The sequence below is a fragment of the uncultured Allofournierella sp. genome (assembly GCA_944382705.1).
In the GTDB taxonomy this organism is placed as follows: Bacteria; Bacillota; Clostridia; order Oscillospirales; family Ruminococcaceae; genus Allofournierella.
Genome location: CALWNE010000013.1, coordinates 1 through 23,141, shown reverse-complemented (window position 1 = coordinate 23,141; position 23,141 = coordinate 1). Strand labels below are relative to the sequence as shown.

Annotated in this window: 18 protein-coding genes, 3 tRNA genes and 1 rRNA gene; 12 read left to right on the top strand and 10 right to left on the bottom strand. The window is 53.7% G+C overall.

What is annotated here, in order from left to right:
- Positions 1-12 precede the first annotated feature (12 nt).
- Positions 13-321, bottom strand: coding sequence for a hypothetical protein (locus tag ACH2EM_RS01800; protein WP_395150341.1), 309 nt, complete (start codon positions 319-321; stop codon positions 13-15).
- On the bottom strand, positions 318-1,145 hold the full coding sequence (locus tag ACH2EM_RS01795; RefSeq protein ID WP_395150339.1) for an MBL fold metallo-hydrolase: 828 nt from the start codon (positions 1,143-1,145) through the stop codon (positions 318-320). The genes ACH2EM_RS01800 and ACH2EM_RS01795 overlap by 4 nt, the downstream gene beginning before the upstream one ends.
- Before the next feature lie 348 nt (positions 1,146-1,493).
- Here ACH2EM_RS01795 and ACH2EM_RS01790 point away from each other — a divergent pair, with 348 nt between their 5' ends.
- The 4 genes from ACH2EM_RS01790 (at position 1,494) to ACH2EM_RS01775 (ending at position 4,789) form a co-directional block, all read left to right on the top strand.
- Positions 1,494-2,735, top strand: coding sequence for an NAD(P)-dependent oxidoreductase (locus ACH2EM_RS01790; RefSeq protein WP_395150338.1), 1,242 nt, complete (start codon positions 1,494-1,496; stop codon positions 2,733-2,735).
- Positions 2,736-3,108: 373 nt separating this feature from the next.
- On the top strand, positions 3,109-3,528 hold the full coding sequence (locus ACH2EM_RS01785; RefSeq protein WP_395150337.1) for a hypothetical protein: 420 nt from the start codon (positions 3,109-3,111) through the stop codon (positions 3,526-3,528).
- On the top strand, positions 3,525-4,025 hold the full coding sequence (locus tag ACH2EM_RS01780) for a GNAT family N-acetyltransferase (RefSeq protein WP_395150336.1): 501 nt from the start codon (positions 3,525-3,527) through the stop codon (positions 4,023-4,025). The genes ACH2EM_RS01785 and ACH2EM_RS01780 overlap by 4 nt, the downstream gene beginning before the upstream one ends.
- A gap of 428 nt (positions 4,026-4,453) precedes the next feature.
- Entirely contained in the window at positions 4,454-4,789 is a 336-nt protein-coding gene (locus ACH2EM_RS01775; protein WP_395150335.1) for a DUF3784 domain-containing protein, read from the top strand.
- Between the two features lie 158 nt (positions 4,790-4,947).
- Here the strand turns inward: ACH2EM_RS01775 and ACH2EM_RS01770 are convergent, their stop codons facing one another.
- Both ACH2EM_RS01770 and ACH2EM_RS01765 read right to left on the bottom strand, forming a co-directional pair.
- Positions 4,948-6,474, bottom strand: coding sequence for an ATP-binding protein (locus ACH2EM_RS01770; protein ID WP_395150334.1), 1,527 nt, complete (start codon positions 6,472-6,474; stop codon positions 4,948-4,950).
- A gap of 15 nt (positions 6,475-6,489) precedes the next feature.
- On the bottom strand, positions 6,490-7,176 hold the full coding sequence (locus tag ACH2EM_RS01765; RefSeq protein WP_395150332.1) for a response regulator transcription factor: 687 nt from the start codon (positions 7,174-7,176) through the stop codon (positions 6,490-6,492).
- Between the two features lie 221 nt (positions 7,177-7,397).
- Here ACH2EM_RS01765 and ACH2EM_RS01760 point away from each other — a divergent pair, with 221 nt between their 5' ends.
- Both ACH2EM_RS01760 and ACH2EM_RS01755 read left to right on the top strand, forming a co-directional pair.
- Positions 7,398-8,111: a DUF4830 domain-containing protein gene (locus ACH2EM_RS01760; RefSeq protein WP_395150331.1), complete on the top strand. Its 714-nt coding sequence runs from the start codon at positions 7,398-7,400 to the stop codon at positions 8,109-8,111.
- Positions 8,112-8,248: 137 nt separating this feature from the next.
- Positions 8,249-8,325, top strand: a tRNA-Met gene (locus ACH2EM_RS01755).
- A 291-nt stretch (positions 8,326-8,616) separates the two neighbouring features.
- Here the strand turns inward: ACH2EM_RS01755 and ACH2EM_RS01750 are convergent.
- The 3 genes from ACH2EM_RS01750 to ACH2EM_RS01740 form a co-directional block, all read right to left on the bottom strand.
- The gene (locus tag ACH2EM_RS01750) at positions 8,617-9,819 is read right to left on the bottom strand and encodes a helix-turn-helix domain-containing protein (protein ID WP_395150330.1); all 1,203 of its coding nucleotides are present in this window, start codon (positions 9,817-9,819) and stop codon (positions 8,617-8,619) included.
- 454 nt (positions 9,820-10,273) lie between these two features.
- Positions 10,274-10,654, bottom strand: a complete 381-nt coding sequence (locus tag ACH2EM_RS01745) for a TM2 domain-containing protein (protein ID WP_395150329.1) — start codon at positions 10,652-10,654, stop codon at positions 10,274-10,276.
- Positions 10,655-10,724: 70 nt separating this feature from the next.
- The gene (locus ACH2EM_RS01740) at positions 10,725-12,245 is read right to left on the bottom strand and encodes an MFS transporter (protein ID WP_395150328.1); all 1,521 of its coding nucleotides are present in this window, start codon (positions 12,243-12,245) and stop codon (positions 10,725-10,727) included.
- A 487-nt stretch (positions 12,246-12,732) separates the two neighbouring features.
- Here ACH2EM_RS01740 and uidA point away from each other — a divergent pair, with 487 nt between their 5' ends.
- The 4 genes from uidA to ACH2EM_RS01720 all read left to right on the top strand — a co-directional run bounded on the left by uidA (position 12,733) and on the right by ACH2EM_RS01720 (position 19,614).
- On the top strand, positions 12,733-14,553 hold the full coding sequence (gene uidA / locus ACH2EM_RS01735) for a beta-glucuronidase (protein ID WP_395150326.1): 1,821 nt from the start codon (positions 12,733-12,735) through the stop codon (positions 14,551-14,553).
- A gap of 42 nt (positions 14,554-14,595) precedes the next feature.
- Positions 14,596-16,842 (top strand): glycoside hydrolase family 3 N-terminal domain-containing protein, encoded by a 2,247-nt coding sequence (locus tag ACH2EM_RS01730; RefSeq protein WP_395150324.1) that lies wholly within the window; start codon positions 14,596-14,598, stop codon positions 16,840-16,842.
- A 21-nt stretch (positions 16,843-16,863) separates the two neighbouring features.
- Positions 16,864-18,381: a beta-glucuronidase gene (locus tag ACH2EM_RS01725; protein WP_395150323.1), complete on the top strand. Its 1,518-nt coding sequence runs from the start codon at positions 16,864-16,866 to the stop codon at positions 18,379-18,381.
- A gap of 207 nt (positions 18,382-18,588) precedes the next feature.
- The gene (locus tag ACH2EM_RS01720; protein WP_395150322.1) at positions 18,589-19,614 is read left to right on the top strand and encodes a hypothetical protein; all 1,026 of its coding nucleotides are present in this window, start codon (positions 18,589-18,591) and stop codon (positions 19,612-19,614) included.
- 146 nt (positions 19,615-19,760) lie between these two features.
- Here the strand turns inward: ACH2EM_RS01720 and ACH2EM_RS01715 are convergent.
- Together ACH2EM_RS01715 and ACH2EM_RS01710 are read right to left on the bottom strand one after the other, a co-directional pair.
- Positions 19,761-19,851 (bottom strand) — tRNA-Ser (locus tag ACH2EM_RS01715).
- Between the two features lie 234 nt (positions 19,852-20,085).
- A tRNA-Val gene (locus ACH2EM_RS01710) sits at positions 20,086-20,162 on the bottom strand.
- 210 nt (positions 20,163-20,372) lie between these two features.
- On the opposite strand from ACH2EM_RS01710, the gene ACH2EM_RS01705 reads away from it, so the two are divergent.
- Both ACH2EM_RS01705 and ACH2EM_RS01700 read left to right on the top strand, forming a co-directional pair.
- Positions 20,373-21,854, top strand: a complete 1,482-nt coding sequence (locus ACH2EM_RS01705) for a DUF1846 domain-containing protein (RefSeq protein WP_395150321.1) — start codon at positions 20,373-20,375, stop codon at positions 21,852-21,854.
- 275 nt (positions 21,855-22,129) lie between these two features.
- Positions 22,130-22,459, top strand: a complete 330-nt coding sequence (locus ACH2EM_RS01700; RefSeq protein WP_395150320.1) for a hypothetical protein — start codon at positions 22,130-22,132, stop codon at positions 22,457-22,459.
- A 379-nt stretch (positions 22,460-22,838) separates the two neighbouring features.
- Here ACH2EM_RS01700 and rrf read toward each other — a convergent pair.
- Positions 22,839-22,955, bottom strand: a 5S ribosomal RNA gene (gene rrf / locus ACH2EM_RS01695).
- Between the last annotated feature and the right edge of the window lie 186 nt (positions 22,956-23,141).

Below are 23,141 nucleotides of genomic sequence, written 5' to 3'. Positions count from 1 at the left end.
GTCCCGCTCCTTTTACACCTGGAAATAGCCGTTTTCGCACAGCACTTCCAAACAAAAATTCACCGTTTCATCCTCAAACAGCTGGGCATACTGGCTGCTGCACACCACCGCTTCGGGGCTAAGGTCCAGCCGTCCCTTTGCCCGCAGCAGTTCAAAGCCATCGCTCACAGCACCCCGACGGGCGGCCTGCTCCATAACACGCTGGGGGCCGGTGCGTTCCAGCCGGGCCAAAAAGCCCTCCGGCTGCCAGCCGCACACCAGTTTGGCCTGGCCTGCTTTTTGGGTTACTTCCTGCAAAAATGCCTGTTCCATGGAATTCATTGCTGCTGCTCCTTTCCCTGCGGCTGCAGGTCGATTACATCCAGGTCGTAGGGTACATGCAGATCGCCGGTGTAGTACTGGTGGCCCTCTGCGGTATACAGCTCCTGACGCTGGTCGTAGGTTTTATCTTCGGTATGCCACAGCACCAGATGGGGAATCTGCAATTCCTGGGCCAGCTGGCAGGCATCCTTTACGGTGCTGTGGTTCTTTTCGTAGGGTTTAAACCGGTCCCGGTGTTCGTACAGGCAAAAAGCCTCGCACAGCAGCCACTGGCTGCCCTCCACATACCGGCGGCAGAGGGGGTTGTAGGGCTCGTCCCCCAGGCAGGTAATCACCTGACCCTCTTTGCAAACACTAAACCCAAACTGCTTTGCCTTGGTGGAATGGATGTCGAAAAAGGTAACGGTATGGCCCAGCAGCTGCTCCTGCTGGCCGTCGGCAACCGGGTGCAGCACAATGACCGTGCCCATAAGCTTTTGCAGCTTGGGGGTGAGGGTCAGCTGCACCAGGGTGGCAATGGCCTGAGCCAGCTCATCGTGGCACCAGATATGGAACACGCCCTCATAGCTGCCTTCCAGAGCCAGGGTGCCGATTTTGCGCACCACCCACACCACGCCCAGCAGATGGTCGGTGTGGGCATGGGTCACAATCAGATGACGGATTGCGTTGTAGCTGATTTGCGCCTGCTGAAGCTGCTTTAAAATGCCGTTGCCGCCGCCCGCATCCACCAAAATGGCCTGCTGGCCCTCATGGAGTGCAAAGCAGGTGTTATAGCAGCGCAGTGCCATTGCATTGCCTGTGCCCAGTACCGTTAGTTTTTCCATGCCTGTTCTCTCCCTTTTGCAGCCTTGGGGCTGCCATGTCTGCCCCTTTTGTGCAGGGGTGTTTCTTTAATAATAGTAGTTCCCTTGCCGCTCGTCAATCAGCAGACCTTCTCCCCCATGGCCGCAGCGGTGGCTGCTTGGCCTGCCTTTGCGGCCGCCGGGTTTATGGCCATCCGTCTCAAAATCTGCACTGTTCCGGCCCCTGTCCAAGACTTTTTGTATCGTTTGTTATTATTTAATCAATTTTTTGATGTTTTTTATTTAACTTTACAACTTCTTGTGGCTTTTTGCGGAATATCGTGTATAATGGGGAGCAGTGTTCAATTTCAAAATCAGGAGTGACTAGTTATGGCGATCCATGTTGTAAACGAAGCCCGCCGCTGCTTAAACTGCAAGGTCCCTCAGTGCCGCAAGGGCTGCCCCATCAATACCCCCATCCCGGACATGATTCAGATGTTTTTGAACGGTCAGATGGAACAGGCCGGCACCATGCTGTTTGAAAACAACCCCCTCAGCGTAATCTGCTCGCTGGTATGCGACCACGAAAAACAGTGCGAGGGCCACTGCGTCCTTGGCCATAAAGGCGCTCCTGTTCATGTTTCCAGCATCGAAAACTATATTTCCGACTCCCATCTGGACCGGCTCCAGCTGGAGCAGCAGCCCAAAAAGGGCCAGCGGGTTGCCATCATCGGCAGCGGCCCTGCGGGCATTACCATTTCGGTGCTGCTGGCCCAGCGTGGCTACGATGTAACCCTGTTTGAAAGCCGGGATAAAATTGGCGGTGTGCTGCGGTACGGCATTCCGGAATTCCGGCTGCCCAAAACCATTCTGGACCGTTACAAAAACCAGCTTACCCGCCTTGGCATCAAGATTCGGCCCAACACCTCCATCGGCGGCGCCCTCACGGTGGACGACCTTCAGCGGGACGGCTACCAGGCCATCTTCATCGGCACCGGCGTATGGCGGCCCAAAAAGCTGGGCATCAAGGGCGAAAGCCTGGGCCATGTGCACTTTGCCATCGACTACCTGGTAAACCCGGATACCTACGACCTGGGCGAGCATCTGGTGGTGGTGGGTGCCGGTAACTCTGCCATGGATGTGGCCCGCACCGCCCTGCGCAAGGGCGTGCCCCATGTAACCGTGCTCTGCCGGCGGGATAAGCCTTCGGCCAGCGTGCGTGAGGTGGATTATGCGGTGGCAGACGGTGTGGAGTTTGTGTACTACGCAAACCCGGTGGAAATTACCGACCAAGGCGTGCTGGTGCAGTACAGCAAGCCGGATGAAGAAGGCAATCTGGTGCCCTGCGGTCAGCCGGAGCTGCTGGCCTGCTCCAGCGTGGTGATTTCCATCAGCCAGGGCCCCAAAAACAAAATCGTCAGCACCACCCAGGGCCTGCAAACCACCAGCCACGGCCTGCTGGCTACGGACGAACAGGGCAACACCACCCGCAAGGGCATCTTTGCCAGCGGCGATGTGGTGCTGGGTGCCCGCACCGTGGTGGAGGCAGTGCGCTACTCCAAAGAGGTGGCCGACCATATGGATGAGTACCTCACCCGGCTGCGCAGCGAGAGCGGCGCACAGGATTGCTGATTGCACCTTACCGCAATGATTGCCCTGCTGGGCGCCTTTTATCAAGTTAACCCCCGCCGCCCAATGGGCGGCGGTTTTTTTAAGGCAGCATGCCCGGTGGTGGAGCACACGCAAAAATTGTTTGAACCATGAACCCAAAAGCGCAAGCCCATCCCTGCCGGATTGGTAAACATTCCGGCAAACAATTCCCGAAAGCTTTTGGCGCAATATGCCCCTTGAGCTTTTTGGCCCAAATTGTGCGGTACTGCCCTCCCTTTGCCGGTCTGCTTTTGGCAAATAAGCAACGGGAAGCCCAATTTGTGTTACAATAAAACCAGCCTCCTCACAAAGGGGCTGGTTTTATTGCATTTTTCTTAGGAAAGGTTGTTTTTGTATGAAACAGCGTGATTTGCTGATTTTCTCCCTGCTGCCCACCGTGTTTGGCATTGGTTCCATGCTGCTGATGCAATCCACTCCCCTGTGGGTTTTGGCACAGCTGGCCCTGCTGGCGCTGCTGCTGTGCATCTGGTGGGTGCTGGGCCGCTGGTGCGCCGGGCAGCAGCTGGCCTTCTGGCCCTGTTTTTGGATGCTCCAAGGCTGGGGCCTGGCCAGCGTTCTTTGCTGCCTGCTGCTGGGGGTGCCTGGGCTGGTTGCCCTTGGCATGGTGTACAGCCTTACGGTAGGCTCGCTGCTGGCAGTCATCAGCCCCCTGGGCTACCTCACGCCGGTAGCTGCCCTGGTGGTATTTGGGCTGTTGAGCTGTAGTTATTGCCTGGGATACTTTTTCCGCAAAGGCAAGAGGGTGCAGCTGTGAACATTCGTCCTGCCACCCTGGCAGACCTGCCCCAGCTGGAGCAGCTCTACGCCCAGGCCCGCCGCTTTATGGCCCAGAGGGGCAACCCCACCCAGTGGGGCTCCACCTACCCGGACAGCACTCTGCTTACCCAGGACATTCAAACCGGCAGCCTGTATGTGTGCTGCCAGCAAGGGCAGCTGCTGGCGGCCTTTGTGTTTGCCCCCGGCCCAGACCCCACCTACCGCACCATTCAAAAGGGCAGCTGGCTGCCGGAACCCATGCCCTACTGGGTGATTCATCGGGTGGCTTCTTCCGGGCAGGTAAAGGGAACCGGAGCCTACTGTCTGGAGTGGTGCTTTGCCCAGCACCCCTGTCTGCGCATCGACACTCATCGGGATAACCTGCCTATGCAACGGCTTCTGGCTCGCTGCGGCTTTGTCCAGCGGGGAGAAATCACCCTGCCGGACGGCAGCCAGCGGCTGGTGTATCAGCGCATGGGCAGCCCAGCGGAATAGCCGCATCCCCCACCTGGAGCCAATTTACACGGCTCCAGGTGCTTCTGCTTTAACGCCTTTTTCAGGTTCTTGCCTGTGGTTTTTTCATCGTTTCATCTGTTTTCACACGGCTCCGTGTGTTTCTGTTTTTTCGTGTTATCTGTGCCTGAGCACAGGCTGTTTTGGAGCAGTTCGCCCGCTTTTACACGGCGCCAGGTGAATCATGTTTTCTGCTGGCTGCCTCCGCATTTTGCCCTGTAACCTCAAGCACAGCAATCCATCCAATGGTAAAGCGCACTAGTTTACACGGCTCCAGGTGTTTCTATTTGACACGCCGGGAATGGTGTACTCCATTTCCCGCTTGTGACTTGCGTCCGCTTTGCTCGGAAACTATACTGTGGCTGGAAGCAGTTTTTTGTGCTGTACAATCTCAAATCGGAGGGCTGATTATGAACATCGGTTTTTGGTTCTGTATCGTGCTGGTACCCTGCTTTGGGTTAATAGCTGTTCTGTTTTGGGCTATGGGCAGCAAAGCTGCCCGTTTTGTAAGCGGCTTCAGCAGCCTGTCCCCTCAGGAACAGGCTCAGTACGACCAGGCCCGGCTGGCAAGGGATACTGGCAACAACCTGTTTTTGTGGGCAGGTATTATGCTGGTGGGTGCTGTTTTATCGGCACTGTTTGGCCCTTATCTGGCCATCCCTGCCTATCTGGTATGGGGTGTGCTGTTCTTTGGTCAGGTTCATCTGGATGTATACAAAGCCTTTGAATCCTACAAACTGCACTAACCCCTCTCCGCACCATTGCACTGTGGGCTTAACTAACCCTATGATATACCAGCCAAGTTCACTGCACTCGTTTGCATTTTGGCACCATAAGCAAAAGAGCCACCCCAGCGGGGTGGCTCTTTTGCTTTGTAAGGCAGCCTGTTTTGCTGCTTTTTGTGTTATTCCTTGCAGTCGGTGGCTTCAAACCAGAAGCAGGTGCCCTGGCCCAGGGTGCTTTCTACCCCAAACCGGAAGCCATGGCTTTGCAAAATCGCCTTGGTGATGGAAAGGCCAAGCCCGGTGCCCTCCTTGCCTGCATTGCTGCGGCTGCGGTAATACCGGTCAAAGATATAGGGCAGGTCCTCCTTGGAGATGCCGGGGCCGTGGTCCTCCACCTCAATGCGCACCGTGCCCGGTGCAGCTTCCAGCAGCCGCAGTACAAACACCCCATCCTCGCCCCGGTGGTGCATGGCATTGCCCAGCAGGTTGTGGAGTACCCGCTCCATCATGGCCGGGTCGGCATATACCTTGTATTCTTTGTTGGTGTCTGGCAACTCCAGCTGGAGGGTGCAGCCATCCTTGGCGCAAACAGCCTCGTACCGCTGGGCTACCTCGTCGCAAAGCTGGGCCATGTCAAATTCCACCCGCTCCGGCTTGTCGGTTCCGCTGCTCATCTTGGAAAGCTCCATCACGCTGTTCACCAGGCTGCTCAGCCGGTCGGTCTCGTCCACAATCACATCCAGCTGGCTGCTGCGCTTGACGGGGTCATCTCCCGTTAAATCCCGCACCGTTTCGGCATAGCCCTTAATCAGGGTGAGGGGTGTGCGCAGATCGTGGCTTACATTGGCCAGCAAATCCCGCTGAAGCTGGGATGCACGATTGATTTCCCGTGCCATGTAGTTAAAGTCCTGTGCCAAAAGTCCAATTTCATCGGTCTGGTCCACATCCACCCGCACCGAATAATCCCCCTGCGCCAGCTGGCGGGTAGCCTTGGAAAGCTTGGTGAGCGGGTCGGTAAACCAGCGGCTGAACAGCCACGCAGCCAGTACCGAAAAGCCCATCAGGCACAAAAAGATTAGAGGCATCAGCTGCCCCAGCACCAGACCGGCTTCCTCGATGCGGGCCAAGTTGGTGGAAAAAATCACGGTATAGTCATCGTAATCGCCATTGTGCGCTACCCGCCCCACAACCATCTGCCGGGTGGTGGTGCCCAGGGTACCGTGAAATTCTCCGTCCTGGGCTACCTTTGCCCGCAAAGCCCGAATCAGCTCTCCGTTCTTTTCGGTCTCCTGGGTACTTTTAAAGGGATTGCTGCTGCTTTTTTCGGTGTGCAGCAGGCAGGGGTGAAGGGTATCCACCCCATTTACATACTGCTGGGTGGAGTCTGCCACATCAATGCACACATTGGAAAAATTCAGTTGACCCTGGGCAGCTGCCTGGTTCACCTGTTCCCAAAATTCTGCATTGGGCTGAGCGTTGGAAAACAAAAAGGCCCGGGTGCTTATGGGCTCCTCGCTGCTTTCAATCATATTCACCAGCACATCCACTTGGCGGGAAAGCTGCTGATAGATGTAGTGGTTGTATAAGGGCTGCATCAGCTGGGTTACAAACAGCCACACCAGCCCCAGCACAAAGGCGCTGGCCAGGCACAAAAACAGCATCAGCCGGGAGCGCAGGCTCCAAAACCCTCTTTTTTTGCTCTGCATGGGGATCACCGCTCCTTACTTGACCGCATCCGGGTCAAACTTGTAGCCAATGCCCCACACCGTCACAATGGCATCCCGGTAGCTGCCCAGATGGCTGCGCAGCATCTTGATGTGGGTGTCCACCGTGCGGTCCTCGCCATAGTAGTCGTAGTTCCATACCTTTTGCAGAATTTTTTCCCGGGAGAGGGCAATCCCCTTGTTGGCAGCCAAAAACACCAGCAGGTCAAACTCCTTGGGGGTAAGTGCCACCTCGTTGCCATCCAGCTTTACGCTGTGGCTTACAGAATCAATGGTCAGCCCTCCAAAAGCATAGCTGCCCCCCTCGCCCTCTGCCTTGGGCATGGTTCGATTGAGCACCGCCTTCACACGGGCCACCAGCTCCCTGGGGCTAAAGGGCTTGACCACATAGTCATCCGCCCCGTTTTCCAGCCCGGCCAGTTTGTCGTATTCCTCCCCCCGTGCGGTGAGCATAATCACCGGTGTGGTAATGCGGCGGTTGCGCATCTCTCTCAGGCAGGTCATGCCATCCACAAAGGGCATCATAATATCCAAAATCACCAGGTCAATGCCTCCCAGCGACAAAACCGCCAGCGCTGCACCGCCATCGCTGGCTTCCTCGCACACAAAATTTTCATGCTCCAGATGGGCCCGAATCAAATCCCGAATACGGGGCTCGTCGTCCACAATCAAAATTTTAGCCATAGTAACTCCCCCTTGCTATTGTTGTATGGGCAGGTTGCATCGGGCTCATACCAGAACCCTGTTTTTTTCTTTATAGTATCATATTACCGCCGCCTTGTGGGGGAAATGTGAAAATCGCCCCTTTATTTTATGCATAGCCCTGCCGCCAGGTTCATATAAGTAAAACAAACCCGCGTTCATATCACACAGCCGCACTCCATGCGGCAGAGGAGGAGTTACAGGTGTTTGTTTTTACATTGGGCAAAAAGGGACTGAAACGCTTGGGTGCGGCAGCGGTGTGCGGCGTGGTGCTGTGTGCTGCTGTGTTTACCGCCACCCGCAGTTTGGATGCACGGGAGGCGGCTGCCACGGCGGCGTCTGCCCCCCAGCAGGCCGCAGATTTAAAAATTCAGGGAGCCAGCCAGGTTAGTGAGTTTTTTCAGCTGTACGGCCTGGAAATTGACCTTGCCAGCGCAACGGTGGACAAAGTAAAAATCCCTAAAAAATGGGACGAAAGTTTTTCTGCTTTCAATACGGTGGTTAAGGCCAGCGGCCTGGATTTAAGCCGCAGCAAGGGCAAAACGGTGGAAAAATGGTCGGTGCTCTGCCCGGGCCGTTCCGCCGGGGAGCAAAGCTGCTATGGCGTGGTTTTGGTCTACAAGCAAAAACCTGTGGGGGCCTACCTGCTGAACCAGCCCTCCGGCGAGGTACTGGGCCTGGATGTGGTAAGCCAGTCTGCCGCCGCCCTCACCGATGAACAGGCCGAGAGCACCGCTGCACAGTTTGGTTCCCAGGCCGACAGCCAGCTTGCCGAAACCGCCAGCGCCGACAGCCCTGTTTCCCAGCCAGAGCAGACCGTCGCTGCCTCTGCCGATTCTCAGGACGCCCAGATGGCCAGCACCGATGGCCTGGAGGATTTTCTGGCACAGGACGCCGGCGCCGTTCCGGTGGAATGATACAGCCCCGCCAGCCGGGCAGCTTTTGCCCGGCTGGCGGCATCTGCTTTTTAATTTTTAATTTTTTTAAAAAATCACTTGACAATCCCGCAACCCCATGGTATGCTATATAAGCACTCAGTTGAGTGGCCAGATATCGCGGAGTGGAGCAGCCTGGTAGCTCGTCGGGCTCATAACCCGAAGGTCGTCGGTTCAAATCCGGCCTCCGCAACCACCAAACCGCTGGAACCTTACGGTTCCAGCGGTTTTCTTTTTGTGTTTCTGTGCCTTCCGCAGCGTTTTTTGCGCCTGCAATGCTCCCTCTTGCTTGCTGGTTTGCTTATAACCCAGTCCCACTGGGGCGTGGCTCTAAAATACCCAAAAACACCCTGTCCATAGGTTGCTTGTTCTGCCAGGTGCACCAGCTGGGTGGGCAGGCAATAGCGTAAAGGGTGGAAGCCTGCCTGATTTGGCTGGCTTCCACCCTTTTTTGATTGGCTCTATTTTGAGATACCTCTCTGGCATACTATCGATTCTGCCTTCGGTACTGGGTTGGGGTTTGCCCCTGTGATTTTTTAAAGAGTTTGGTAAAATAATTCACATCCAAAATTCCAACCTGCGCCGCCACATCCGATACGCCCAGCTTGGTTTTTACCAGCAGCTGACAGGCCCGACGGATGCGCTGGCCATTGATGTAGTCAATTAAGGTTTCCCCTGTTTCTCGCTTGAACAGGTTGGAAAGATAGCTTGGGCTAATAAAACACATGGCCGCCAGCGATTTCAGCGACAGGGTGCTATCCAAATTCAGATTGATATGGTTGATAACCTTTTGCACCAGCGGCGAATACTCCTTTAGGGAGTATACCTGCACATATCTGCAATATTCCCGCACCATATCAACGCCCAGCTGATACTGGTCCTCGGCTGTCATTTCCTGAATGCGGCAGGCATACCGGGTGCTGATTCGGTCGATGTAATAGGGGTGCACCATACTACTTTCAATGGATTTGCGCAGCAGTGTGTTCAAAATCACGAACATGGTTTTTATCTCGTACAGACTGTCTGTAAAACGCCCTTCAATGCGTATGCGGGTCATTCCCTCCCATGCGCCCACAGCCGCATCCACATCCCCCCGTGATACAGTCTCCATAAAACGGCTTTCTCCTGCATAGCGCCGCTCCAAAACCTCGGTTGGAATCTCTTTTTTGAATTCCGGTTCGTTAAAATACCGTAAGTCGGGCTTAAAATTCAGGGGCAGCGGCTCTCGTGCCTCTCTCACTGTAAATTCACCCTCCGGCCACGCCGCTGATGCCAAGGTGCGTATCACCGGCATAATCCAGGTTTCATCCACCTGGCTCACGCCGTTGTAAAATTGCCGGATTGCCTGGGCAGCTTCGCTGCCAAGCAGACGCTCCATCTCCTTGCTGAGTTTGCTTTCGATGTGTGTTGCCCGCCATGGCCCTAAAATATATACCGTTTGTTCGGTTTCTTCAATTCTCAAAAATGCAAAGCGAAGGCCAAAAGTATCTTCTACCAGCAGCAGCTCTTTGGGGTTTGTAAGGTCCAAAATCAGCTGTCCAAACTTATCCCACTCGAACATGGGGTCCAGTGCCTGCCGCAATCCGTTGTCAAACCGCTTCAGCTCGTCAAAGGGAGCCTGCACCTGTGTAACCGGAATGTTATACGAAGCCATCAATCGGCGTATCAGGTGAACTAAATCAACCTTCATAACATCCTGTACTCCTTTCCTTTATATTGGGCAATCCTAAGGCACCACCGCGCAATCCATGCCCAAAGGCTGGGGCAGCGCACTGTCTTACAATTTGCTGTAATGGTTTTGCAAAACACTGGCCAGCCCCCCAAGGATTGGCCAGTGCTCTGGTTCATCCCTCAAAAGATTTTCCGGCGCCTTCCGCCGCCTGGATTGCGGGGCGCTGCCCTAAAAAGAATTTTGCTTATTGTAACACAGTGATGGATGGAATGTCCAAAATCACGCAAAAGGATACCGAGGATTTTCTTGATCCTCAGTATCCTTTTTTGTTGCCTCATTTTGTTGTTTTTATGGATTTTTTGCGCCGCACAAGGGTTGCATGGGGTGCGTCAGGCTTTGGCTCCGGCCGCATCCTTAACTCATACAGGCCAGCGGCATTGCTGCGCTGAACCTGCACCCTTTGGCCCCAGCCTTATAAGTAAATTGCGCCCTTTTCATCGGCTTTCATGGGAAGCACCGCCATAACATCAATCAGGGTCATGGCAATGGAAATCCCCGTCCAGCAGGTTGCAAGATACACCGCCGCTGTAAACCACTGCTTTGCATACATCCGATGAATGCCAAATGCACCCAGCCAGCACAATTTCAGATAGGTGCTCTTTTGCACCGGCTGCAAAACACGCCGCTCCCGCAGATTCATCAGGTAGTCTATCCCCCGCCAAAGGGGGCCGTGCTGTTCCGTGCAGGGGTCTCCCTGTGCATAGCGCAGATGGTTCAGCTGGTCCTGGGCAATGGCCAAATCCAGCACATCCGTCGGCAGTGCCTTTGCTTTTTTGGCTGTGGTCTCCTTCACTGCAATCACCTCATATCAACCGAATGAACCGTAAATCCAAAAACAACGGCGTTGCTTTTGTTTTTAAATCTCAGCCCTGCTGCGCAGCCAGGCTCTTTTCCTTAATCATGCGAATTTCGTTTTGAAGCTGGGCCATCTTTTCCTTGTTCAGCGGATAGAACTTCATGGCAATCAGGTTGCATACCAGGCCCAGAATAATCATTCCGAACGCCAAGAACACAACGCCCAAACGCAGGGCAGGGGTAGCGATGTCTCCCTGTACAGGGTTGTGATCCACAAAGCCGCAAGCTGCAAATACCAAGCCTGCCACCATGGGTGCAAAGCTGGAAATAATTTTATCCACAAAGCTGAACAGGGTGCCCATCAAGCCGGGCACATACTTGCCGGTACGGTATACCTCGTAGTCCGCACAGTCCGCCGTCATGGGAATTACGATGTTGCCGGAAATACCCTGGAAACCAGCCTGCAACACGCTAAGCAATACATGCAAAATCAGGAAGTAGCCCCAGTGAAAGCTACCGGTGGCAGGGTCATTGGTCATGGTGGTGGGGTCGCCAAACAGCCACAAGGCGCCCAGCAGTGCGTTGATAATAATACCGCCCACCGAGCCAATTACCATGGCAGATTTTTGGCCCACACGGGTAGCAATGAGAGAAATCGCCAAAAAGGTAATAATGGTGGAGGGCACTATGGTAATCGCTGTTACATTGCCTTGCAGCACCGTGGAGCCTGCAATGCAGGCAAACATGGCCACGCTTACGGCGCTGGTTTTTGCGGAAGCCGCCAGCTTATCGGAGGAGGCTGCCAGAACCAGCATCTGGATGGCTCGGTTGTTTTTAAGGGTGTCCCAGTAATCCTTCAGCCCAATCTTGCTGTATTCTCCCGTACCAAAAAACTCGTTGCGATCCTTGGGTGCAATGGCTACCACGGCCAGCAAGGTCATAATGGCAGAGCCAATGGCAGTGAACAGCCACAGGGTATGAAAAAACTCCACCGAGCTATAACCACCCACATCCTGCAAATTATTCGCCATGTTTGCAGCAACCACGGCTACGCCGGCAAACAATACGGTGTTATACGCAGCATCAAACGCCGCAAAAACCGGCCGCTGTTTTGGGTCGTTGGTCAGGCAGCTCTGGGCGGATTTGGTCACCACGCACTGGCAGGTGTAGCCCAGGTAGTAGATGCAGGAAATTACAATAAAAAAGATGAACCGAACGCCCTGGGGCAGCAGATGGGTCACATGGAACATGATAAAGCTGGTAACCAGCAAAATCACATTGCCCACCACCATGAAGGGCCTGTTTTTGCCAAACCGGCCACTGGTTTTATCCACCAAAAATCCCACAAAGGGGTCGGTAACGCCATCCCAGATACGCATACACATAGAAAAACTGGAGGCTACAACCATACCCACGCCCACAAATCCCATCAGGTAGTAGCTGATATACATAAGTAAAAACATATACAGGTTGGTGGCCGTATTGTTCAGGGCAAAACAGCCAATCCGCCACAGCGGAACACGATGGATGCCATTGGTTTCATAGTCTTTGTCGTAGAAGTGATCCGGAAGTGTACGAGTATTCGCCATGATTCATTCTCCTTTATCGGTATGGTTTTTTCAATCACCTGTGGCTTCCGTTGCGTGATTGAAATTCTTGTATCCATTATGGCCGATTGGCCTTGCCTGCGGTGAGTAAAATTTTGCACTGCATCCAGATAATTTTAATCATTTGCAATGGTTTTATCTTGTTTTGTTGTTTGTTTTTGTTTTAATAACCCATTTTTAATGGTGCCGCAGCCTTCCCGGCTGGCAGCTGCCTTGAAGGGTTGCACTGCACAGCAGGCATAGCTGCACGGGGGTTTTTGCCCAAATTCGGTTTGGGATATTCTGCCTTTATGCAGCCCTTGTCTGGCCTGGAAGGTGCGTATATAGTTCTGATTTCCCCAAAAATTCTACTAACTGTCCCTTTCTGGTTTATGCGATAATAAACACATCCTAAAGTTACTCCAGCGGTCTGTTTGCTAAAGCACATCGCAAACAATCATCAGATTCTGTAATGGGAGGTATTTTACTTATGAAAGACTCTTTGCTGTACCCGGTTTCCTCTTCCACCCGTCGTGTGGTCAGCCTGGATGGAATGTGGCGCTTTCAGTTTGACCCGCAGAGCGAAGGCATTGCCCAATCCTGGGCCAGCGGCCTTCCCGCACCCATTCTGATGCCCGTTCCCTCTGCATTCTGCGATTTATTTACCGATAAGGACAGCCGGGAATACTGCGGTGATTTTTGGTATGAAACCGATTTCTTTGTACCTGGCGAATGGGCTGGCAACGAGGTAGTACTGCGTTTTGGCAGCGCCACCCACCGGGCCAGAGTGTTTGTAAACGAGGTGGAGATTGCCCAGCATGAGGGCGGCTTTTTGCCCTTTTCTGCTGTGGCCACCGATATTGTACGGTATAATCAGTACAATCGTCTGTCGGTTTTGGTAAACAACGAATTGCACGAGGCCATGCTGCCTGCCGGCAAAACCACCACCCTTACCAACGGCAAAAAGGTAGCTGCTCCTTACTTTGACTTCTACAACTATGCAGGGCTTCAGCGCCCGGTGAAGCTGCTGTGCCTGCCCCAGGAGCAGGTGGTGGATTTTACCGTAAACCATCGGCTGGAGGGCCGTGATGCCCTTGTGGACTATGTGGTGGATACCAACGGTTCGCATGAGTGTCTGGTGGAGGTATACGACGCCCAGCGCAACCTGGTGGCCCAGCAAACCGGCAAAACCGGAACCCTTCGGCTGGAAAACGCCCACCTGTGGGATGTTCACGCCTCCTACCTGTACCAGTTTGTGGTGCGCATTGTGGACGGCAGCGCCGTGCTGGATGAATATTTTGAAAAGATTGGCGTTCGCACCTTTGAAATTTCCGGCGGGCGGTTCCTGCTTAACAATAAGCCTGTGTACCTGAAGGGCTTTGGCAAGCACGAGGATGCAGACCTGCGGGGCAGAGGTCTTGATTTGGTAACCCTCAAGCGGGACTTTGAGTGCATGAAATGGATTGGCGCAAACTGCCTGCGCACCAGCCACTACCCCTACGCCGACGAGGTGTATCAGCTGGCCGATGAGGAAGGCTTTTTGATTATTGACGAGGTGCCTGCCGTAGGCTTTATGGAAAGCACCCTGAACTTTTTGGATGCCAGCCAGGGCAGCCGCAAGCCTGTGGGCTACTTTGAAAAGGAAACCACTGCCCAGCTGCTGGAAAACCACAAGCAGGCCCTGCGTGAGATGATTCAGCGTGATAAAAACCATGCCAGCGTCATTGCCTGGAGCATTCTTAACGAGCCCCAGTGTACCAGCGAGGGCACCGAAGAATACCTCAAGCCTCTGTTTGACCTGGCCCACGAGCTGGATGTGCAAAAGCGCCCCCGTACTTACGCCATCATTATGATGAGCCAGCCCCACAACAGCAAAGGCCAGCAATTTGCAGACTTCATCAGCCTGAACCGGTACTATGGCTGGTATGTGCTGGGCGGCAATGCCCTGGTGGATGCTCAGGCCGCTTTCCATAAGGAGATGGAGGCATGGGCTGGCGTGCTGGAAGGCCGTCCCCTGATTTTTACCGAATATGGTGCCGATACCCTGCCCGGCGAGCACAAGCTGCCCAGCGTTATGTGGAGCCAGGAATACCAGAACGAGTACCTGGACATGAACCATCAGGTGTTCGATGCCTACGACTTTGTACAGGGCGAGTTGGTTTGGAACTTTGCAGACTTCCAGACCACCGAAGGCATTTTGCGGGCAAACGGCAACAAAAAGGGTATCTTTACCCGTCAGCGTCAGCCCAAGGATGCCGCCTTCCTGTTTAGAGCACGGTGGACCAACCTGCCCCGGGATTACAAAGCCTGACCTTTACACCCCCATTGATTTCACTGCATGAAAGGAACTTTTATGAACAAAGCAAGCGAACGGTTCCGTCGCATCCAAAACCCTCAGGGTGCCTGCATCAGCACCGTCAGCCGTGCCGTGCTGGAACAGGATGGCCTGTATTTCAAAGACATTGATGGCACCGGTAAGGTGAGCCCCGTCAACGACTGGCGGCTGCCCGCCCGCCAGCGAGCCGAAGCCTATGTAAAGCAGCTTACTGTGCAGGAAAAACTGGCCCAACTGTTTGTGGCTGATTGGCGCATGGGCAAATACCCTCCCACCGGCCCCATGGCCATCAAGGTGGAGAATCCCGTGCTGGATGAAACCGGCCTGCTGGACGAAACCGAATGCGATGTGCAAACCATTTTTGGGCAGCAGCACATCATCGGCTCCACCCAGATGCTGAAGGAAAAATTTTATCGCCATGTGATTCTGCGGGCCAGTGCCACCCCCACTGATTTGGTGGAATGGATAGACCAGATGAACGCTGTCTGTGAGGAGTGCACTCATTTTATCCCCCTGAGTGTCACCTCCAACTCCCGCAACGAAAACGGCGAAATTGTGTTTGGCATGAACGACGGCACCGGCAAGATGGCCGCCTGGCCCGGTACGCTGGGCATTGCCGCTGCCCTCAAGGGCACCGGCCGGCTGGAGCTGGTGGATCGCTTCGCTCAGGCGGTACGGCAGGAATGGAATGCCTGCGGCCTGCGCAAGGGTTATATGTATATGGCCGATGTAATCACCGACCCCCGCTGGCAGCGTTCCTACGGCACCTTCGGCGAGGATCCTGCCCTTGTAAGCACCATTCTGGAGCGGCTGATTCCCGGCATCCAGGGCAGTGCCGAGGGCGTTACCCGGGAAGGTGTGGCCCTTACCACCAAACACTTCCCCGGTGGCGGAGCCCGTGAAAACGGCTTTGACCCCCACTATGCGGCAGGCCAGTGGAATGTATATGCCACCCCCGGCAGCCTGGAAAAATACCACCTGCCCCCCTTCCGCACCGCTGTGGAGTGCAACACCGCCTCCATTATGCCCTACTACTCCAAGCCCTCCCAGGAAAAAAGCGCACCCCAAACCGATGGCCAGGGCGGCCCGGTACCCATGGAGCCCTACGGCTTTGCCTACAACCAATACTTCATTGACACCATGCTCCGCCAGCAGATGGGCTTTAAAGGCTACATCAACTCGGATTCCGGCATTACCCGCAACATGGCCTGGGGTGTGGAGATGCTGGACATCCCGGAGCGAATCGGGTTTAGCGTCAATCACGCAGGAGTAGACATCATCAGCGGCATTTTTGAGCTGGAAGCAGCCCAGGAAGCCTACAACCGTGCCCACAACGGCTATTACGATACCCACCCTGTACCCGCCGGGTTCCAGCCCCAGCAGCTGGTGCTTACCGACGAGGCATTGGACCGGGCCGTTACCAGAACCCTGACCGAGCTGTTCCAGGCAGGGGTGGTGGATGACCCCTACCGGGATGCGGCACAGGCCGAGGAAATTGTGTCTACCCCCGCCCATTGGCAGGAGGCCGACCGGGTACACCACGAAAGCGTGGTGCTGCTGAAAAACCAGGGGGTTCTCCCCCTGCCTGCTCCCGGCTCCCAAACGCTGTTTGTGCAGGCCTGGCACAAGGACGAGCGGCTTTCGCCTCAAACCACCCAGACTTTGCGCAGCCTGTTCAGCCACTACACCCTCACCGATGACCCCGCTCAGGCAGACTATGCCCTGCTGTTTGTGTACCCCCAATCCGGGGACTACTTCACTGCCACCCCCGGCTACCTTGAGCTGGACTTGTGCGACGGCAAGTCGGTGCCCGATGTGGACGAAAACTGCCGCCCGCTAAAAACCAGCCACCTGGAAACCACCGTAAAAGGCATGAACGAGGTAAGACAAATTGCCCAAACCGTGGCTGCCCACGGGGGCAAGGTCATCGCCCATGTGAATGTTACCCTAGCCTGGCAGCTGGGCAATCTGGAACCCCTTTGCCATGCCCTCACCGTGGGCTTTGATACATTCCCCCAGGCTGTTGTGGATGTAATCACCGGCAAATTTGCTCCGGTAGGTGCACTGCCTGTTACCCTGCCCCGAGGTGATGAGGTGCTGGCGGTGGATGCCCAGGGCGTGTGCATCAGCCCCAACGATGTTCCCGGTTTTGATAAAGACTTGTATCTGCCCGATTCCCTCAAGGATGCAAACGGCAAGGCCTATGCCTACCGGGACAGCCAGGGCAACTACTATGAATACGGCTTCGGCCTGCATTACACCTGATTAAATTATTAGGAGGTACTTATGGCACAATTCGTAAAACTGAAATCTGGCAGCTTGCCCACTCTGCGCACCGTGGACGAGCGGCTGGTTTCTTACAATGTGGAGATGACCGAGGTAACCGGAGGCACCTTTTGGAAGGCATACACACCCGGCCAGATTGCCGGCACCGAGGCGTTCAATGGGCCCACCGGCAGCCTTACCAACCACACTGCAATGACTTCTCTGATGCAGTACTATCCTCCCATCGACCTGACCAGCCCCAAGCTGCGCAAGCTGGCCAAGGACATTGGCCCCGCCTGGGTTCGTGTATCGGGCACCTGGTCCACCAAAACCTACTATGATTTTGACGGAAGCACCGGCGGCAAAGCCCCTGCTGGCTACCAGAGCGTGCTCACCAAGGAACAGTGGCTGGGCGTATTGGATTTTTGCCGGGACATTGGCGCAAAGCTGATGATTTCCGTAGCCAACTGCGAGGGACTGCACAGCGCCCACGAACCCTGGAACCCCAGCCAGGCCGAGCAGATTTTTGCATTAAGCAAAGAATACGGCGTTCCCATCCTGGCTGCTGAATTTATGAACGAGCCAAACATCCTTTCGGTGAGCGGCGCCCCCGAAGGCTATACTGCCCAGGATTTTGTACGGGACCAGGATCTGTTCAACGCCTGGCTGCATCAGCACTACCCTGAATGTATGGCTGTGGGCCCCTGCTCCACCATTGCTGGTTCCATGACAGAGGACGAGGATGCCTTGGGCGGCGGCATTGCGGATGGGCTGGTGTCGGTTGATACCGAGGATCTACTCCATGGCTCCACCGAACCCATGGAGGTATACAGCTACCACTACTACAACGGCATTTCCGAGCGTCTGGCCTCTTTGATGCCCAATTCTCATTGGCCTGCGGAAAAAGCCCATACCGAAGCGTATCTGGCAGTTGCTCCTGCCATGGCACGGGCCAATGTTCCCCTGCGGGACAAGTATGTTCCCGGTGCCCAGATGTGGGTTACCGAATCCGGCGATGCAGGCGGCGGCGGAAACACCTGGGCTTCCACCTATCTGGATGTGCTGCGCACCCTGAACGAGCTGGGCAGCTTTGCCACCATTACGGATGGCATTATCTTTCACAACACCCTGGCCTCCAGCGATTACGGCTACCTGAAGCCGGAATGCTTTGACCCTCGGCCAAATTTCTTTGCCGTTGTACTGTGGAACCGCCTGATGGGTACCACCGTATATGATGCCGGCGAACCCATTCGTGAGGGTGCTCATGTGTATGCTCACTCCCGCCGGGACGGAAAAGCCGGCAAGGCCTATCTGGTGATTAACAACTCCATGACCGAGCCCACTCAGGTGGAGCTGCCCGGCACTGTTCAGGTTTACCAGCTCACTGCCGAAAGTTCTCGCTGCGCCGTTATGCAGTGCAACGGCACGCCCTTGGTATTGGGGGAAAACTTCCAGCTGCCCTCCATGAATCCTGTTGCTGCCAGCGGCACGCTGGAACTGCCTGCACTTAGCTGCACTTTCCTGCTGACCGAGGAATAACACAGCCTATCCTTTAAAAAACCTATTCACAAACAAACAGCAAGCCGCCCCGCCAGAATAACCTTGGTGGAGCGGCTTGCTGTTTGTCTTTGCGTTCTGTTGGCTTTATAGTATAATAATAGTACCACATCCTTTGCGGTGTTCTTGCCTTGCTCAAAGGAGACTATCTTGTTTGAATTTTGTTTTTCAGTAAGGAGTGCTGTATTTATGAACGCTCGCTACCTTGGGCTGGCCGCTGTGCTGGCCGCTCTCTGCCTTACCGCCTGCACCCCTGTTTCCAGTTCGTCCGGGGTGTCCTCCTCCAGCATTGCGGCATCTTCTGCCGCCAGCCAGTCTTCCAGTCAGCCCGAAAGCCAGGCCGAAAGCCAGACTGAAAGCCAGCCTGCTTCCTCCAGCAGTTCGCCTGAGGTAAGCGCTGCCCCCAGTCAGCAGGCAAAGCGGATGACCAGCCGCACCCAAACCGACCCGCAAGGCAGTGTTTTGCAAACCAGTCAATTTGAATACGATGCCAAGGGCCGGCTTGTGCGTTCCGAAGAAACCACCTTTGGGCCCGATTCCTCCCGTGTGGTGGAACAGCAGTGGAGTGCGGACGATATCCTGACACAGCAAACGATTACCTTCAGCAGCCGAAACAGCGACACGGCCGTTCAGCAGATTCGCATGGATGACCACGGCAATCCCATTGAGGAAATCAGTACTTCCAACGGAGAAGTCATCCGCACCGTAACCTATGCATATACCTACGATTCCCAGGGCCGGGTCACACGGATGGACACCACCGAAAATGACACCTTAACCAGTACCACCACCTACACCTATAGCCAAGATTCCAGCTTTACTTTGCCGGTGGAGGAACTGGTGCGGGATGCTCAAGGAAACTTGACACAGCAGTGCGTGCGCAAGCCAGGCGTTCCCGAGCCGGAACTGTACCTGGAAACCATTACACGGGCGGATACTTCTGGCACAAAAATTCGCCATCTGCGCATAGTGGACCAGCAGCCTGTGTTTGAAAAGGATACCACCATAGCCCGCGGCGCAATTATCCTCTCGTATGCTTACGATGACTATGGTCATCTTACCCAGCTTACCGGCAAGCGTGCTGGTTCTGCCGTGCAGGAGGAGCACCAATACCAGTTGGATGACCAGGGCAATGTGCTTCGCTGCACCAACCTGAACCAGGGGTCCGTTGTCTCCATCGAGGAATATGTGTACGAACTCCTGCCCATTGGCTAAGTATCCCATATCAGCCAGGCTTCACCCCCATTCTTTGCGTCAATAGTCCCCATCGTGCGCTTATGGCTATATGGCTGCTTCCTGTCATTGCATATCTAAACAAAAACAGCACGGTGATTGCAAGCAATCACCGTGCTGTTTTTGTTTGGCGGAGATGGAGAGATTCGAACTCTCGCGCGCTGTTACACGCCTACCGCATTTCGAGTGCGGACCCTTCAACCGCTTGGGTACATCTCCATGATTGATTGGTTTCTTTCCAGGTTTCACAACCCAAAATCACCTGAATCGTTTTTTATTATACCAAAAAGGCAGACCTCCGTCAATGGTTCCCTTGCGGTGGCATTTATCCCCTAGCCGCCCTTGTTTTGGCCCGTCTGCTTCCACCAGCGGACTATGATTCACCCCAATTGACTTTTCTTCCCGGCTTGCAAAAAAGAACTCCGAACCTTGTACAAGGTTCGGAGTTCTTTTTGGTGGAGAATTAGGGACTCGAACCCCAGACTTCCTGCGTGTGATGCAGGCACTCTAACCAGCTGAGCTAATCCTCCATAACAAAATTTATTATAACACTGGTCTTTTAAAAAATCAACCATTTTTTCTGATTTTCTTCCAGTATTTTTTATGTACAGATTCTGGCTTTTTAGTTGCAATCCCTCATAAAGCTATGGTATTATTTTTAAGTTAAAAGCAAACCACCGCTTTCGGAGCCCTCTTTTTTGGAGGGCTCCGGGCCATTTTATCACCTGGGAGGGATCTGTATGCAGTTCGGATTTGACAACAACCTTTATATCCAAAAGCAGACCGAAAACATTCTTGCCCGTATCGATCAATTTAAGGGCAAACTGTACCTGGAATTCGGCGGCAAACTGTTTGACGACTATCACGCTGCCCGTGTACTGCCCGGATTCGATGTGAACGGTAAAATCCGGCTGCTGCATGAGCTGCGGGATAAGGCTGAAATCATCTTTTGCATCAGCGCTGGCGACATCGAAAAAACCAAAATGCGTGCTGATCTGGGTATCAGCTACGACATGGAGGTTCTGCGTCTGATTGACGACATTACCGCCATGGACATTCAGGTTAACAGCGTTGTAATTACCCAGTATACCGGCCAGCGTGCTGCCGACGCCTTTGCGAAAAAACTCACTCTGCGGGGCGTTAAAAACTACATCCACAAGCCCATTGAGGGGTATCCCCTGGCCGTGGATTACATCTGCAGCGACGAGGGCTACGGCTCCAACCCCTATGTAGAAACCACCAAACCCCTGGTGGTCGTAACCGCTCCCGGTCCCGGCAGCGGAAAGCTGGCCACCTGCTTGAGCCAGGTTTACCACGAGCACAAGCGGGGCATCATGGCTGGCTATGCCAAGTTTGAAACCTTCCCTGTTTGGAACCTGCCCCTTAAGCACCCTGTAAACCTGGCCTATGAGGCTGCCACTGCCGATTTAAACGATGTGAACATGATCGATCCGTTCCACCTGGAGGCCTACGGCAAAACCACCATCAACTACAACCGGGATGTGGAAGCCTTTCCCATTGTGCAAAACATTCTGGCTCGTATCACCGGCAATAAAGACTTTTACCGCAGCCCCACCGATATGGGCGTAAACATGGCCGGTTATGCCATTTTTGATGACGAGGTCGTGCGCAAAGCAGCTACCGAGGAAATCTTCCGCCGCTATTACAAGGCTGCCTGTGAAGTAAAGCAGGGCAAGGCCAACGAAGCCAGCTTGCATAAGATTGAAAACATTATGCAGCAGCTGGATGTAAACGCCGAAAGCCGTGCCGTTGTGGCTCCTGCCCTGGCCAAGCAGCGGCAAACTGGATACCCTGCCGCCGCTATTGAGTTGCCGGATGGCCGCATTGTAACAGGCAAAGCAAGCGATTTAATGAGCGCTTGCAGTGCCACTGTGCTGAACAGCCTAAAGACTTTGGCCGGCATTCAGGATTCCATTATGCTGATTCGTCCCGAAGTACTGGAGCCTATTCTGCGGCTGAAAATTGATTATCTGGGCAGCCGTTCCAGTGTTCTGAAGGTAGACGATGTTCTGGCTGGTCTGGCTGTAAGCGCCGCCACCGAACCAGTGGCAGCAAAGGCTATGGCCGCATTGGCCCTGCTGCGGGATTGTGATTTGCACTCCACCCAGATGCTCCATTCTGGTGACGAAGGTACCCTGCGCAAACTGGGCCTGCGAATTACTTCCGAGCCTCAGTACCCTGGTAAGGACCTGTTTTTCTAATTTTGCTCAGCAATAAACTGCCTTTCACAATATAGCCTATAACAAGCAAACCGCCCTTCCTCAAAAAAGAGGACGGGCGGTTTTTATATCTATTTTATAATTTCCATATTGCCTAATCTCTCTTGGTTTGATTGGCCTTTGTTGCAAAATCGATTTTCCACAATGTTGTTCTTTTTGTGTGGAAAATCAATTCGCCCGCAAAAACCACCTTGTTCTGCTTTATTCTTCGTGATATCATGGTGATAAATTCTGCAAAAGCAAAAGGAGAACCTATTATGGCAGAGGAAAAACGAGTACGCCGTACAACAGAACAAATGATTTGTGCAATTGATGAAGACATTGCTGCCTTGCGAGAATCCATCAAGGTTATTGAGGAAAAGAAAGCCGCCAGCGCGGCCGCGTTTGATAAAAAAATCGAAACAGTAGAAACAAAAATTGCAAAACTGAACGAGCGCAAAAAAAATTTGCTGAATCCCAAAAAGCGAAAACCCCGCAAGACCAAAGCACAGCAGATGAAGGAGCTGCTTCGTTTGGCCCAGAAAAACGGCTTAAAACCGGCAGAAATCGCAGAACTGCTCGGCCTGGAATTACCTAAGGACGAATGAGTTGGTTTCTGCATAATTTTATCTTTAAAAACGGTACATCTTCAATTCAGAAATGTACCGTTTTTCTTTGTTCCTAATGCCTATCCCTTTGCTTCTTCCTTTTTTCTTTCAGATTTGGATTCTGGTCTGGTTTCCACGGCATCTTGGTATGCACCTTTTTGTAAGGCTTAAACGATAATTTTGTTGAAGCGAGTCTTCTGTAACGCTCTTATTTTTAATTCTCTTTTTAAATCCTCTATCATGGTTTAAAAGAGTTTTTTGGCCCTAGATGTTTTCACAGAGGTTTGATAAACCACTCTACAATCAGCTGATGGAATTGAGACATAGAAAAACCCCTTTTCCAAAAATGGAAAAGGGGTTTTATCATAAAAAAGAGAAAAGCCGGCACCTACCTATTTTCCCAGGTCGTTTCCAACCAAGTATCTTCGGCACAACAGAGCTTAACTACTGTGTTCGGAATGGGAACAGGTGGGACCTCTGCGTCATCGGCACCGGCCGTACTACATGAAAGCTTTCTTGCTTTCGCTGTTTTCAGCCTTCATATATTCTCTTTTATAAGGGATGCACCCTCAAAACTGAACAATAACTGCTAGCATATTAGGAGTACCATCAAGACTTGTGGTCAAGCCCTCGACCTATTAGTACACACTAGCTGAATGCGTCACCGCACTTACACTTTGTG